The sequence below is a fragment of the Streptomyces sp. NPDC086787 genome (genome assembly GCF_044745865.1).
In the GTDB taxonomy this organism is placed as follows: Bacteria; Actinomycetota; Actinomycetes; order Streptomycetales; family Streptomycetaceae; genus Streptomyces.
In genome coordinates this window covers 864330-877619 of sequence record NZ_JBIVBC010000001.1, presented here as the reverse complement: position 1 = coordinate 877619, position 13290 = coordinate 864330, and the positions used below count along the sequence as shown (strand labels likewise).

14 protein-coding genes are annotated in these 13290 nt (G+C 71.9%); 11 read left to right on the top strand and 3 right to left on the bottom strand.

Annotation, left to right across the window (positions count from 1 at the left end; translation table 11 throughout):
* Nucleotides 1-98: 98 nt before the first annotated feature.
* Nucleotides 99-1016, top strand: coding sequence for a zinc metalloprotease HtpX (htpX, locus tag ACIPK3_RS04070; RefSeq protein ID WP_402566437.1), 918 nt, complete (start codon nucleotides 99-101; stop codon nucleotides 1014-1016).
* 4 nt (nucleotides 1017-1020) lie between these two features.
* Nucleotides 1021-1608, top strand: coding sequence for a hypothetical protein (locus tag ACIPK3_RS04065; protein WP_402566436.1), 588 nt, complete (start codon nucleotides 1021-1023; stop codon nucleotides 1606-1608).
* 19 nt (nucleotides 1609-1627) lie between these two features.
* On the opposite strand, the gene ACIPK3_RS04060 is transcribed toward ACIPK3_RS04065, so the two are convergent.
* Nucleotides 1628-1906: a hypothetical protein gene (locus ACIPK3_RS04060; protein WP_402566435.1), complete on the bottom strand. Its 279-nt coding sequence runs from the start codon at nucleotides 1904-1906 to the stop codon at nucleotides 1628-1630.
* Between the two features lie 122 nt (nucleotides 1907-2028).
* Here ACIPK3_RS04060 and ACIPK3_RS04055 point away from each other — a divergent pair, with 122 nt between their 5' ends.
* The gene (locus ACIPK3_RS04055; protein WP_402566434.1) at nucleotides 2029-3720 is read left to right on the top strand and encodes an alpha/beta fold hydrolase; all 1692 of its coding nucleotides are present in this window, start codon (nucleotides 2029-2031) and stop codon (nucleotides 3718-3720) included.
* A 29-nt stretch (nucleotides 3721-3749) separates the two neighbouring features.
* Here ACIPK3_RS04055 and ACIPK3_RS04050 read toward each other — a convergent pair whose 3' ends face one another.
* Together ACIPK3_RS04050 and ACIPK3_RS04045 are read right to left on the bottom strand one after the other, a co-directional pair.
* On the bottom strand, nucleotides 3750-5090 hold the full coding sequence (locus ACIPK3_RS04050; RefSeq protein WP_402566433.1) for a DUF2252 domain-containing protein: 1341 nt from the start codon (nucleotides 5088-5090) through the stop codon (nucleotides 3750-3752).
* Nucleotides 5091-5248: 158 nt separating this feature from the next.
* Nucleotides 5249-5563 carry a hypothetical protein gene (locus tag ACIPK3_RS04045; RefSeq protein WP_402566432.1) on the bottom strand — a complete coding sequence of 105 codons (315 nt, stop codon included), beginning with the start codon at nucleotides 5561-5563 and terminating at the stop codon, nucleotides 5249-5251.
* 173 nt (nucleotides 5564-5736) lie between these two features.
* Here ACIPK3_RS04045 and ACIPK3_RS04040 point away from each other — a divergent pair, with 173 nt between their 5' ends.
* The 8 genes from ACIPK3_RS04040 to ACIPK3_RS04005 all read left to right on the top strand — a co-directional run bounded on the left by ACIPK3_RS04040 (nucleotide 5737) and on the right by ACIPK3_RS04005 (nucleotide 13220).
* The gene (locus tag ACIPK3_RS04040; RefSeq protein ID WP_402566431.1) at nucleotides 5737-6108 is read left to right on the top strand and encodes an arsenate reductase family protein; all 372 of its coding nucleotides are present in this window, start codon (nucleotides 5737-5739) and stop codon (nucleotides 6106-6108) included.
* A 118-nt stretch (nucleotides 6109-6226) separates the two neighbouring features.
* Entirely contained in the window at nucleotides 6227-7012 is a 786-nt protein-coding gene (locus ACIPK3_RS04035; protein WP_402566430.1) for a hypothetical protein, read from the top strand.
* A 270-nt stretch (nucleotides 7013-7282) separates the two neighbouring features.
* A complete protein-coding gene (glnII, locus tag ACIPK3_RS04030) occupies nucleotides 7283-8314 on the top strand; it encodes a glutamine synthetase (protein ID WP_402566429.1) in 1032 nt (343 codons plus the stop codon).
* 89 nt (nucleotides 8315-8403) lie between these two features.
* A complete protein-coding gene (locus tag ACIPK3_RS04025) occupies nucleotides 8404-9351 on the top strand; it encodes a DUF6891 domain-containing protein (RefSeq protein ID WP_402566428.1) in 948 nt (315 codons plus the stop codon).
* Nucleotides 9352-9613: 262 nt separating this feature from the next.
* Nucleotides 9614-10171: a winged helix-turn-helix domain-containing protein gene (locus tag ACIPK3_RS04020; RefSeq protein ID WP_402566427.1), complete on the top strand. Its 558-nt coding sequence runs from the start codon at nucleotides 9614-9616 to the stop codon at nucleotides 10169-10171.
* A 62-nt stretch (nucleotides 10172-10233) separates the two neighbouring features.
* Entirely contained in the window at nucleotides 10234-11277 is a 1044-nt protein-coding gene (locus tag ACIPK3_RS04015) for an SDR family oxidoreductase (RefSeq protein ID WP_402566426.1), read from the top strand.
* Nucleotides 11278-11310: 33 nt separating this feature from the next.
* Complete coding sequence (locus tag ACIPK3_RS04010) at nucleotides 11311-12582, top strand: sensor histidine kinase (RefSeq protein WP_402566424.1); 1272 nt, start codon at nucleotides 11311-11313, stop codon at nucleotides 12580-12582.
* Nucleotides 12567-13220, top strand: a complete 654-nt coding sequence (locus ACIPK3_RS04005) for a LuxR C-terminal-related transcriptional regulator (RefSeq protein ID WP_402566422.1) — start codon at nucleotides 12567-12569, stop codon at nucleotides 13218-13220. The genes ACIPK3_RS04010 and ACIPK3_RS04005 overlap by 16 nt, the downstream gene beginning before the upstream one ends.
* The last annotated feature ends 70 nt before the right edge of the window (nucleotides 13221-13290 follow it).

Below are 13290 nucleotides of genomic sequence, written 5' to 3'. Positions count from 1 at the left end.
TAAGTGCGGCGGCGGGGCCGCGGGCCGCGTTCGGACGTGTGACGGCGGGTGCACACTGGGAGCAGCGGGGATGCGTCCTGGTTGCGGGGTGATGCGAGATGCAGAGCCGGTTCCGGAGCGATCGACGGCTGAGCGTACGTATGGGAGTCACGCTGTTCCTGCTCGGGCTGCTGTACGTGGGGTTCGTCGCCGCGCTGATCGTGTTGCTGAAGTCCTGGGTGCTGGTCGTGGTGGTCGCGGCCGGGATGCTTGGCGCGCAGTACTGGTTCTCCGACCGGGTCGCGCTGTACGCCATGCACGGCCGGGTCGTGGAGCGCGAGGAGTATCCCGAGCTGCACGGGGTGGTCGACCGGCTGTGCGCCCAGGCGGACATGCCGAAGCCGGTGGTCGCCGTGTCGGGCATGGATCTGCCGAACGCGTTCGCGACGGGCCGCAACCCGGACCACGCGGTCGTCTGTGTGACGTCCGGCCTGCTGCGGCGGCTGGAGCCGGCCGAGCTGGAGGGTGTGCTGGCGCACGAGCTGTCGCACGTGGCGCACAAGGACGTCGCCGTGATCACGGTCGCGTCCTTCCTCGGGGTGCTGGCCGGACTGGTGGTGCGGTTCTCCCTCTACTCGCAGCTCTTCAGGGGCCGCAGGGACCAGAACGCCGTCGCCGTGCTCGGGGTCGTCATGGGGGTCTCGGTGGCCGTGTACGCGATCAGCTTCCTGCTGATCCGGGCCCTGTCCCGGTACCGCGAGCTGGCGGCGGACCGGGCGGCCGCGTACCTCACCGGGCGGCCCTCGGCGCTGGCCTCCGCGCTCACCAAGGTGTCCGGCGACATCGCCCGCATCCCGACCCGGGACCTGCGCACGGCTCAGGCGTTCAACGCCTTCTTCATCACCCCGGCGCTGGGCACCGACCCGGGACTGGCCCGGCTCTTCTCCACCCACCCGAGTCTGGAGCGGCGGCTGGAGCAGCTGGGGCGGATCTCCGCCGAGCTGGGTGAGGCTGCGCTGCCCGGCAAGGCGGGGTGAGCGCATGGGGCTGATGGACATCCTGCTGGGCCGTACCCGGCCCGTGGCCCCGGATCTCGACCAGCTGTTCGCGCTGCCGTCGGCGGCCCTGACCCTCCAGGCCTCGGCCGGGTTCGTGCCGACCGGAAGCGGCGCGGTGTGCTTCGCCACGGTCGAGGGTGCGGCCTTCGAGCAGACGCGCCGGGATGTCGAGGCACTCCTCGACGCGGACACCGAGCGCGCGGACGGCTCCCCGGTGGAACTGGTGCACGACGACTTCGGCTACTCCTGGCTGGTCTCCCGGCGCGCCCCCGGCAGGCTTTCGCAGCTGGTCAACGATCTGCACGCGGTGAACAGCGCGCTGGAGGACGACGGCTTCGGCCCGCAGCTGCTCTGTTCGCTCGTGGGCTTCCGGGACGACTCCGGCCGCGCCCTGGCGCTCGTGTACCTCTACAAGCGGGGTTCCTTCTACCCCTTCGCGCCGCTGCCCGGTGGTGGGCAGCGGCGCGACAGCTCGCTGGAGTTGCAGGTGAAGACGGTCCTCGCGGACGATCTGCGGATCGAGCCGGAGCTGAGCCGCTGGTTCCCGGTGTGGGGAGCCCCCGGGATGTGACCGGGGGCTCCCACCGGGCTCACCGGCTCTTCTCGCGCTCCTGCCGCCGGGTCTCGAAGGGGCGCTCGCGACGGTAGCGGCGCTCCCACTTGGCCTGACGGTCACGGCGGTCGCGGTAGGCCTGGTAGGTGGCGGGCGGGGTGGGCCGGCTCTCACCGGCGGTCGGCGCTCCGCCGAGCCCGTACCGCCCGTATCGCACGTACAGGTAGAGCACGGCTGTGGCGGCGAGCCACCAGGTGTGGTTTCCGAATCCGAGGATCACCAGGACGGCGGTCCCGGACAGGACGATGGTGCCCATGACGGTCCTCCGTTCATGTGAGGGATGCCTGTCGGCGTGCATCCAGCGTAGGGACCCGGTCACTCGGAGTGCATCCGTATTCTCACGTGCGAACTTCCCGCCCCCGTGAGTGAATGACCGTCATGAGTGTTGTCTCCTCCGCCACTTCGCCCCTCGGCCTCTCGTCCTTCCTCCACGAGTACGGGGGTGAGCGCCTAGACGGACTGGACGGACTGGGCGGCGGCGGTCCCGGTCGGGCCGCCGTCGTACTGCTGCACGGGGCGGGCAACGGCAGCAAGGAGCGACTGCGCCCGCTGCTCGAGGAGTTCACCGCGCGCGGCTGTCGCGGGCTGGCCTTCGACTTCTCCGGGCACGGCGAAAGCACCGGCGCACTCGCCGAGTTGAGTCTGCGGCGGCGGTTCGAGCAGGCGGTGGCAGTGATCGACGCACGGGTGCCCGCGACCGAGCCGCTGGTCCTGGTCGGGTTCAGCATGAGCGGCCAGACGGTGGCGGACCTCGCCGCGCACTACGGGGACCGGGTCGCGGCGCTGGGTATGTGCGCGCCCGCGGTGTACGCGCCGGAGGCCTGGGACGTGGCCTTCGGGGAGGGTGACGGGCGGTTCAGCGAGATCATCCGGACGCCGGACGGCTGGCGGCGTTCCCCCGCGCTCGACGTGCTGCGGGCCTACGCGGGCCGCGCGGTGCTCGCCGTACCGGGCACCGACACGGTCGTCCCGCCGGCGGTGACGGCGGCGGTGCAGGACGCGCTGGCCACACGTGCGCGGTTCACGCGCCTTGAATTCGCCGACGCAGAGCACTGGTTGGGGCTGTGGCTGCGGGATCACCCGGAGGACCGGCGGGAGTTCGTGGACGCGCTGCTGACGGGACTCGACGAGGGCGGCTGGGCGGCCACCCGGGCCTGGGTCGCAGGGCAGCTGCCACCGGGCTGTACCGTGACGGATTCCCGTACGCTGTCCGGTGGTTGGAGCTCGCAGATGCGCGGGCTGACCCTGGACGACGGCACCGGCCTGGTGCTGCGCACGTTCGTGAAGCCCTTCTACCACCGTCACGCTCCCGGCCTGCTGGCCCGCGAGGCGTCGGTGCTCGCGCTGCTCGCGGAGTGGGAGGGCATCCCGGCGGCGGCCGCCGTCGCGGTGGACGCCACGGCCGAACACTGCGACTTTCCCTCGCTGTTGATGTCCCGGCTGCCGGGCACGGTCCGGGTCGGCAACAAGGACGACGTGGACGGCGAGAACGGCGAGGATGTGGCCCGGCGGGTGGACCTGCTGGCGGCCCAGCTGGTCCGGATCCACCGCGTCGTGCCCGGCGAGCGCCCGCGGACGTATCAGGCATGGATCTCGCCGGAGGAGGTGCGCACGCCGGGCGGTGATCTCTGGGACCGGGCCGTGGACGTGATCCGGCGCGATCCGCCGCCGTACGACGGTTGCTTCCTGCACCGGGACTACCACCCCGGGAACGTGCTGTTCACCGGCTCGGGCGCCGAGCTGCGGGTCAGCGGGGTGGTCGACTGGGTGGAGACCTCGTGGGGACCCGCCGACCTCGACGTGGCCCACTGTTCGACGGCGCTCGCGCTGCTGCACGGGCCGGAGCACGGTTTCGCCTTCCGGGACCGGTACGAGGCGCACGGCGGCCGGCGGCTCGCCGACGGACCGGACCATCTGTACTGGCGACTGCTGGACGCGCTGGTCTACGCCCCGGACGCGGAGAAGCTCGCCGTGCCCTGGCGCGAGCTGGGTCGCACCGATCTGACGCCCCAGGTCCTGGGCGAGCGGCTGACGGCGTATGTGACCGGGCTGCTGGAGCGCTACGCCTGATCGGTGCCCGCTCGCGGACGAACGCCCCCTCAGACCCCCGGTGCCGCCGGTACCACTCCCGCCGTGATGGCGGCGCCGAGGGCCGTGTGGTCGGCGGCGGACTGCTCGGCGTAGTTCCGTGCGAAGTCGGCGACGGCGTGGTCGAAGACGTCGGCGGCGCCCAGGTAGGCGGCGATGGCGACGCGGTCGCCGGAGCGGGCGTGGGCGCGGGCCAGGGTGGCGCCGCACAGCCCGGCGTACTCGCGGAGCCCGCTCACGGTGATCCCGGCGATGTCGGCGGAGCCCTTCATGTCGCGCAGCTGGCGCCAGTAGAAGGCCCGGCCCTGCGGTCCGGTCGTCCAGCCCAGGAAGATGTCGCCGGAGGCCTGGAGCAGCCGTTGCCCGGCCACCACGCGCTGTCCGGGGTGGATGTACGGCCCGCCCGGCAGGTGTTCCTCCAGTACGGATCTGGTGGCCTGCTTGATCTGGAGGAACAGGGGGTCCGCGTGGTCCCGTCCGGCGAGCAGCACGATGAAGCAGCGGGTGCCGACGCTGCCGACGCCCACGACCTTGCGGGCGGCGTCGACGAAGCGGTACCGGTCGAGGAGGACGCGGCGTTCCTCGGCGAGGGTGGAGCGGTAGTCGCTGAAGATCTTCCGCAGCGAGGCCGTGTCGGGGGCGCCCGCGGGTTCGAGCAGCGGCGGGTCGTGGATGATGCGTGGCTGCCCGTCGACCGTCTCCGTGAGCTTGCCGAGGGCTTGCAGACTGGTACGGCGGCGGGCGCGGGTGAGGGTGGACGCGACACGTCTGCGGCGGCGGGCGGAGCGGGCTATGGACAGCACGCTCTCGGCGTCGGCGTGCTCGTACCAGACGGCGAGTTCACCCAGCCGGGCGAGCCGGTGCATCGATGTGCGGTAGGCGGCGACGGCGGCGAGGGCCGCCGCGCGGACCCGGTCCTCGGGGAACCCGTTCTCCCGGCCGGCCACCATCACGCTGGCCGCGAGCCGTTTCACGTCCCACTCGAAGGGCCCGGGGAACGTCTCGTCGAAGTCGTTGAGGCCGAACACCAGTGACCGCTCCGGGGAGGCGTACACCCCGAAGTTGAGCAGGTGGGCGTCGCCGCACAGCTGCACGGTGAGCCCGGAGTTCGGCTGCGAGGCGAGGTCGGCGGCCATGACCGCGGCCGCGCCGCGCAGGAAGGCGAAGGGCGAGGCCGCCATCCGCCCGTACCGGACCGGCAGCAGCTCGGTCAGCCGGTCGCGTCCCTGCCGCTGGAGCACGCCGACGGGGTCGGGCCGGTCGACCGACGGCACCCACCGGGCGTGGGCGGAGCGCGGGACCCGTTTGCGGGCCGCCTTTCCGAGGCGGCCGCGGTCGGCGAGGCTGGTCACAGGGGTTCGCCTCCCTCCGGGGCCGGCACCTCATGGATCTGATCGAAGTGAAGGCCGGGGGCGGGGCGCGCGCACGCCCGGTAGGCAGAACGGGTGAATCCGCCGGGCGCCCCGAAGGGATCGGGGCGCCCGGCGGCGAGACTCAGCGGCTCAGCCGCTCAGCGCGAGTAGCGCATGAACGCCCGCACCATGTGGCAGGTCGTGTCCGACGGCGGGTGCACGCCGATCTGCTCCGCCGTCCTGCGGATGGTCTCGTTGCGGGCCTGGTCGGGGACGTGGACACCGGAGTCGAGCAGCGCTATGGCGAGGCGCATGGCCTTGAGGCGGCGGTTGTGCGTGACGTACCACTGGCGCGGCCGTCCGGCCGGCAGCGGGCTCTTGATCTCCGGTGCGTAGGGCGAGTCGAACGGGACGGGGCGCTTGACGGTGGACTGGGTGGGCAACGGTTTCGGCTTCACGGCGGCAGCGGGCACAGGCATCCTCCTGTCGCGGTCGGGTGCCGTCCGGAAGCCCCGGCGACACCCTCGAACACTGCTTCTATTCTACTGCCCACCACTGACAAAAGCCCCTGCTCACAAGGCTGTCGGGGGCACTGTGGCCCGAGGGGAAAACGAGTTTCGGAGCGGTGGCGGCTACCGTGGGAGCCATGGAGATCTGGATCAACCCGGCCTGCTCGAAGTGCCGCAGTGCCGTCGGACTGCTCGACGCCGAGGGCGCCTCGTACACCGTCCGCCGCTATCTGGAGGACGTGCCGAGCGCGGACGAGATCAGGGACGTGCTCGACCGGCTCGGGCTCGAACCGTGGGACATCACCCGCACCCAGGAGGCGGCCGCCAAGGAGCTCGCGCTCAAGGAGTGGCCCCGGGACGAGGGGTCGCGCGAGCGGTGGATCGAGGCGCTGGTGAAGCACCCGAAGCTCATCCAGCGACCGATCATCACGGCGGACGACGGCACGGCGCTGGTCGCGCGTACGGACGAGGCGGTACGGGACGCCCTCTCCCGCGCGGACCGAGGCTGAGCGCCCCCCAACGCGGCTGTGACGCAGGTTACTTCGACGTCTCCGGTAACCGTTGAGTAACCGCGCACGGCAACTCGTACTTAGCGGCGTACGCTCCCCTACCTCTCAGGAGGCGCGCATGTCGCGCAGGAGAACTTTCAGCGCCAAGAAGAAGATCGCCTTGCTGGTCAGCGCGGCGGCGGTGGCGGGAGGCGGGGCCTTCGCCATGGCGGCCACGTCGAACGCCTCGCAGACTCCGCAGAACGCGAAACCGCTGTCCGCGTCGAACTCGACCGCGTGTCAGGGATTCGCCACCGCTCTTGGCAACACCCAGCAGTTCATCGCCGACCAGAGGGCGAACCCGGACTCGCAGTCGGCGGCCCGGATCGCGAACCGCGAGGCGGTCGTCAAACAGATCGAGGTCATGCAGAAGGCCGCCGGATGCGTCGTTGGGGAGTCGGCTCAGGACTCCCAGTCGGCGGGCGGCCAGCAGGCCGGGCAACAGGGCGGCAACCAGGGCTGGCAGCAAGGCGGCCAGCAGGGCGGTCAGCAGGCCGGTCAGGGCGGTCAGCAGGCCGGTCAGGGCGGTCAGCAGGCCGGTCAGGGCGGTCAGCAGGCCGGTCAGGGCGGCGGCAAGCAGACGGCGGCACCCCCGCAGGACGCTCCCGCCGGTTCCGGGCAGCAGGTCTGCAAGGGCTCCACCGTCACGCTGTCCGGCGAGGCCGGCGCTCCGGCGGCCTCCAGCGACCAGTTCCCGGCCGGGACCACGCTCAAGGTCACCAACCTGGACAACAACAAGTCCACCACGGTGAAGGTGACCTCGACGTCCGGCAGCTGCGTCCTGCTGAACAACGCGGCCTTCGAAGAGGTCCGGGAACCCGGCAAGTTCCTGATCCGCCGCGCGGTGATCGAGAAGGTGGGGTGACGCCCGGCCGTCCAGGAAGCCGGTGAGGCGGCGGCCCGCGCCGCCTCACCGCGCACCGCCTCCCCCGCGGGGCGCGGAGCGGGTACGCCGCCTTGAACCCGGCGAAACACCGGATCGGGTCCAGGAGGAACAGGCGGCGCACCCGCGCTGTGAGACGCGGCACAGAGGCGTCAGGTAACACGGGGTTCACATTCGAGCAATGATCGGGAAATCGCCTGTTGGCACTCTGCCGGGCAGTAAGACCTGACCACCCCCGGAGGATGTGTCCCCGTGACCTTCAAGGCTGAGTACATCTGGATCGACGGCACCGAGCCGACGGCCAAGCTGCGTTCCAAGACGAAGATCATCACGGGTGCTCCCGCCGGTCTCGACGAGCTGCCGATCTGGGGCTTCGACGGGTCCTCCACCAACCAGGCCGTGGGGCACGCCTCGGACCGTGTGCTCAAGCCGGTCTTCTCCTGCCCGGACCCGATCCGCGGCGGCGACGACATCCTGGTCCTGTGCGAGGTCCTGGACATCGACTTCACCCCGCACTCCTCCAACACCCGTGCCGCGCTGGCCGAGGTCTCGGAGCGGTTCGCCGCGCAGGAGCCGATCTTCGGCATCGAGCAGGAGTACACCTTCTTCGACGGCGCCCGCCCGCTCGGCTTCCCCGAGAACGGCTTCCCGGCGCCCCAGGGCGGCTACTACTGCGGTGTCGGCGCCGACGAGATCTTCGGCCGCGAGATCGTCGAGGCCCACCTGGACAACTGTCTGAAGGCGGGCCTGGGCATCTCCGGCATCAACGCCGAGGTCATGCCCGGCCAGTGGGAGTTCCAGGTCGGCCCGCTCGCCCCGCTGGAGGTCTCCGACCAGCTGTGGGTGGCCCGCTGGCTGCTCTACCGCACCGCCGAGGACTTCGGCATCTCCGCCACCCTCGACCCCAAGCCGGTCAAGGGCGACTGGAACGGCGCCGGCGCGCACACGAACTTCTCCACCAAGGCGATGCGCGAGGGCTACGAGGCGATCATCACCGCGTGCGAGTCCCTCGGTGAGGGCTCCAAGCCGCTCGACCACGTCAAGAACTACGGCGCCGGCATCGACGACCGGCTGACCGGTCTGCACGAGACCGCCCCGTGGAACGAGTACTCCTACGGCGTCTCCGACCGCGGTGCCTCGGTCCGCATCCCCTGGCAGGTCGAGAAGGACGGCAAGGGCTACATCGAGGACCGCCGCCCGAACGCCAACGTCGACCCGTACGTGGTGACCCGACTGCTCGTCGACACCTGCTGCGCCGCGCTGGAGAAGGCCGGCCAGGTCTGATCCCGCACAGTCGCTCCGCGTGGGGGCGCTCACCGTCACGGCGGTGAGCGCCCCCTCGCGTTGTCAGTGGGGGGTGTCATCGTGGGGGCATGGAGATCGACGAGGTCCTGGCCGTCAAGGTCGAGACGGAGAACGGGCAGACCCACACCCGGATTTCGGTGTCCGGCCTGCGGGAGCTGGTGGCCCGGATCGGCGGCGCCGGGGACCGCTTCCTGGTCGTGCAGCGGATACCCGACATCCCGGATGTGTTCGCGCAGGTCTGGCACGAGGACGGCGGGGACGGAGGGAACGGCCGGGACGGCGGGGACTACCGGCTGGAGCACCGGAGCGGCGAGGACGCGTTCTTCGGCGCGGACCTCACGGACCCCGAGCGGGTCGCGGACCTGCTGACCGGCTGGGCGCACCAGTCGGACGGCTGGGACGCGGGTGTGGACTGGGCGCCGGTGGACCTCGGGCCGCGCGAGGAGGTGCCCGAGCTGCCGGACGAGGTGCGCGAGCGCGTCGAGGAGCGTGTACGACTGCGGCTGCGCTGCGGGTACGACACCCGCAAGGTGCTGGCCGAGATCGCCGAGGACTGCCTGGCCGCCGGGGACGCGCGGCCGGTGTCCCGCGCGCAGGCGTGGCGGCTGGTGGACCGGCTGTGGCTGGAGCGGCTGGCCGAGCAGGAGGCCTGGGACGGTGTCACCGACCCCGAGCGCGTCGCGCTCGCCTTCGGGGCGCTGGAGGAGACCGGCATCACGGCCCGCGAGAACTTCACCTGCTGCCGGGGCTGCGGCATGACGGAGGTGGGCGCCGAGCGGGATGACGCGCGCGGCTTCGTCTTCTTCCATCAGCAGGTCACCGAGATCGCCGCGAACGGGCATGGACTGAGCCTCTACTACGGCGGGTTCGACGGCTCGGCCGAGACCACGACGGCCGTCGGCCGCGAGGTCGTCGCCGCCCTCACCGCCGCCGGGCTGTCCGCGATGTGGGACGGCAATCCGGACAAGGCGATCGAACTCCACCCACTGGACTGGCGCAAACGCCTGACGGGGTGAGACGGACTCCTGCCACGGCCGGGTTTCTGCTTCAATGGGCGTATGGCCAGCCACCAGAAGTACACCGCGACGGGTCGCCATGACCTCGAGCCCTTCTGGCCTTCCCGTCAGCACCATGACTTCGACCGGGTGTGTCGCCGCGCGATGAACGCGCGGGCCCTCTAAAGCCGTCCGGCTCCTTGAAGCCGTAGACCCCGGCCTTCGGCCAGCGCGCACGACGTACGTCTCCGACGACCTCCTCGCGCGAAAGAGCTGACCCCTCATGACGATCACCCACTCCCTCCCCACCGCTCCGGCCCCGTCGAGCACCTCCCGGCACCGGCTTCGCGCCGTCGCCCCGGACGAGGTCGTGCAGGTGGCGGACTTCCTGCCGCCGGGGGCCACCTGGCTGCCCGCGCCGCAGCACACCCTGCCCGCGCTGCCCGGTCGGCCGCCGATGGTGGGCTACCTGGTGCTGGTCCCCGCCGACCAGCAGCAGCCGTTCACCCCGTCCCCGCGCGCCGAGGACAGCACGCGGGACACGGCCGAGCCGCTCGTGCGGATCGACGCCACGCGGCGTACCGCCCATGTGGACGGAAGCGAACTCGACCTGACCTACCTGGAGTTCGAGCTGCTCACGCATCTGGTGGCGCATCCGGGCCGGGTGCACACCCGCGACCAGCTGGTCGCCACCGTGTGGGGGTACGGCCATGTGGGCGACGGCCGCACCGTCGACGTCCATATCGCCCGGCTGCGCCGCAAGCTGGGCGCCGAGCACCGCCGCACGATCCAGACGGTGCGGCGTGTCGGCTACAAGTACACGCCCCCGGCCGGGCGATAGCCTTCTCTGCCCTCGGCAGAGAACGGTTCCGTCCCCCGGCCCGGCCGGGCACGATCAAGGGCATGAGACTTCTTGTGCTGGGCGGTACGGAATTCGTGGGGCGGTCCGTGGTGGCGGCGGCGCTCGGGCGCGGCTGGGAGGTGACCGTCTTCCACCGGGGGCGGCACACTCCCCTTCCTGGGGTGCGGGTGCTGCACGGTGACCGCAATGCCCCGGACGGGCTCGCCGAGCTCGCCGGGGACGAGAAGTGGGACGCGGTGGTCGACACCTGGTCGGCGGCGCCCCGCGCCGTGCGGGAGGCGACGCGGCTGCTGCGGGACCGCGCCGCACGGTATGTGTATGTGTCGACCTGCTCGGTGTACGCCTGGCCCCGGCAGGCAGGCTCCGCCGAGGGCGCGCCGCTGGTCGAGGGCGCGTCGGCCGACGCGGAGCAGACCGACTACGCGCGGGACAAGCGGGGCGGTGAGCTGGCCGCCGTGGAGGCCTTCGGCGCGGACCGTTCGCTGCTGGTGCGGGCCGGGCTGATCCTCGGTCCGCACGAGAACGTCGGCAGGCTGCCCTGGTGGCTGACCCGCATGGCCCGAGGCGGCCCCGTCCTGGCACCCGGGCCCCGGGACCTTCCGTTGCAGTACATCGACGCGCGCGACCTCGCGGAGTGGATCCTCGGCGCGGTGGAACAGGGGCTGAGCGGTCCGTACGACCTGGTGGGACCGCAGGGTCACGCGACGATGGGCGAGTTCCTCGACGCCTGCGCCCGGGTGACGGGCGGAACCGCCGAGCTGCTGTGGACCGAGCCGGAAGCCGTCCTGGACGCCGGCATCGAGCCGTGGACGCAGCTGCCGGTGTGGCTGCCGCCGGACACCGAGCTGTTCGACGGCATGTACGCCGGGGACGTCTCGCGGGCGCTGGGGACGGGACTGACGTGCCGTCCGATGGCGGAGACCGTCGCCGACACCTGGCGGTGGCTCCAGGAGATCGGCGGCAGGGCCCCGCAGCGGTCGGACCGGCCGCGCTTGGGACTCGACCCGCAGGTGGAGGCGAAGGTCCTCGCCACCGTGCATGGTGTACCTGACACCACCGTCCGACCGGGGGGTTCGGGCCAGTGACCGGCGCCGGAGAGGTCGGCGAGACTGGGCGCCATGAACACCGACACCGACAACGGCGGCTTCGGCGCGCGCACCCGGGAAGTGGTGCTGGCCGCCGTACGGGGGCTCGTGCTGGCTCTGGTGATGCCGCCCGTGTCCGCGCTCCTGTTCGCGCTGACCCTGCTCTCCGTCTCGCTGGTGCCGCTCGGCGTGGGGCTTGTCACCACCCCCCGGATCCTGGGCGCCGTACGGGAGTTCGCGGACGTGCGGCGGCGCCTCGCGTGCGAGTGGTGCGGGGTGCGGATCCCGTCGGCCCACCTGCCGCAGCCCGAAGAGGCCGGCCTCTGGGCGCGCACCGCCGGGCTGCTGCGCGACCGGCAGGTGTGGCGGGAGGTGCTGTGGCTGCCGGTGGACAGCACGGTGGGCGCCCTCACCGCGCTGCTCCCGGCGATCCTGCTGTTCTACCCCTTCGAGGGGTTCGCGGTGGCGGCGGGACTGTGGCGGGTGCTCGCGGACGGCAGGACGTACTGGTACGGCTTCGTGCCGGTCAACGGGCAGTTGTCCGCGCTGGGCGCGGCCGCCACCGCCGCGGTGCTGCTGGTCGCCGCCTACCGGCTCGCCCCGCGGCTGATCGTCGCGCACTTCCGGCTCACCCGGGCCGTGCTCGGCGCGGGTGAGAGCGAACTCGCCGAGCGGGTGCGCGTGCTGACCGAGACCCGGCGCGACGCCGTCGACACCTCCGCCGCCGAACTGCGCCGCATCGAACGGGATCTGCACGACGGCGCGCAGGCCCGGCTGGTCGCGATGGGCCTGGACCTCGGGACCATCGAGATGCTCCTGGACAAGGACCCGGGCAAGGCGCGGGAACTCCTCGCGCGAGCCCGCCGCAACTCCATGGACGCGCTGGCCGAGCTGCGCGACCTGGTGCGCGGTATCCATCCGCCGGTGCTGGCCGAGCGCGGGCTCGGTGACGCGGTGCGGGCGCTGGCGCTGCGGCTGCCACTGCCCACCGAAGTGACGGTGGAGCTGGCCGGGCGGGCGGACGCGCCGGTCGAGTCGGCGGCGTACTTCGCGGTCAGCGAGGTGCTGACCAACGCGGTCAAGCACTCCGGCGCCGACCGGATCCGGGTCGACGTCCATCACGGCGCGCGGATGTTGCGCGTCACGGTCACCGACAACGGCAGGGGCGGTGCCGCGGTCGGCGCCGGGTCAGGACTCTCCGGCGTCGAGCGGCGACTGGGTACGTTCGACGGTGTCCTGGCCGTCAGCAGCCCCCTGGGCGGCCCCACCCTGGTGACCATGGAGATCCCGTGCGTGTTGTCCTAGCCGAAGACCTCTTCCTGCTGCGCGACGGGCTGGTCCGGCTGCTGGAGGCCTACGGATTCGAGATCGCGGCGGCCGTCGAGTCCGGGCCCGAGCTGGCCCGCGCGCTGGCCGAGTTGAAGCCGGACGTCGCCGTGGTCGACGTACGCCTGCCGCCCACCCACACCGACGAGGGACTCCAGTGTGCCCTCGGGGCGCGGCGGGACCGGCCCGGGCTGCCGGTGCTGGTCCTGTCGCAGCACGTGGAGCAGTTGTACGCGCGCGAGCTGCTGGCCGACGGCAGCGGCGCGGTGGGCTATCTGCTGAAGGACCGGGTGTTCGACGCGGAGCAGTTCGTGGACGCCGTACGGCGGGTGGCGGCGGGCGGTACGGCGATGGATCCGCAGGTGATCCAGCAGCTGCTGTCCCGGCGGTCGGCCGACGACCGGCCGCTCGGCAACCTCACGCCCCGGGAGCGGGAGGTCCTCGAGCTGATGGCGCAGGGCCGGTCGAACGCGGCGATCGCCGCGCAGCTCGTCGTCACAGAACGGGCGATCGCCAAGCACACCTCCAACATCTTCGGCAAACTGGGACTTGAGGTGTCGGACGACGACAATCGGCGCGTACTCGCGGTACTGGCCTACCTGGACCGGGGTCGCTGATCTTCTTCGATTTCTTCACCGTTCTTCCGCAACTGCTGCTGCTCAGAGGGTGTTTGAGGGACAATTCGCC

Coding starts and splice junctions, on each gene's coding strand:
- ACIPK3_RS04010 (WP_402566424.1), top strand. CDS start 11,311: ATGAACACCGACACCGACAACGGCGGCTTCGGCGCGCGCACCCGGGAA.
- ACIPK3_RS04020 (WP_402566427.1), top strand. CDS start 9,614: ATGACGATCACCCACTCCCTCCCCACCGCTCCGGCCCCGTCGAGCACC.
- ACIPK3_RS04035 (WP_402566430.1), top strand. CDS start 6,227: ATGTCGCGCAGGAGAACTTTCAGCGCCAAGAAGAAGATCGCCTTGCTG.
- ACIPK3_RS04015 (WP_402566426.1), top strand. CDS start 10,234: ATGAGACTTCTTGTGCTGGGCGGTACGGAATTCGTGGGGCGGTCCGTG.
- ACIPK3_RS04055 (WP_402566434.1), top strand. CDS start 2,029: ATGAGTGTTGTCTCCTCCGCCACTTCGCCCCTCGGCCTCTCGTCCTTC.
- htpX (WP_402566437.1), top strand. CDS start 99: ATGCAGAGCCGGTTCCGGAGCGATCGACGGCTGAGCGTACGTATGGGA.
- ACIPK3_RS04065 (WP_402566436.1), top strand. CDS start 1,021: ATGGGGCTGATGGACATCCTGCTGGGCCGTACCCGGCCCGTGGCCCCG.
- ACIPK3_RS04025 (WP_402566428.1), top strand. CDS start 8,404: ATGGAGATCGACGAGGTCCTGGCCGTCAAGGTCGAGACGGAGAACGGG.
- ACIPK3_RS04040 (WP_402566431.1), top strand. CDS start 5,737: ATGGAGATCTGGATCAACCCGGCCTGCTCGAAGTGCCGCAGTGCCGTC.
- ACIPK3_RS04060 (WP_402566435.1), bottom strand. CDS start 1,906: ATGGGCACCATCGTCCTGTCCGGGACCGCCGTCCTGGTGATCCTCGGA.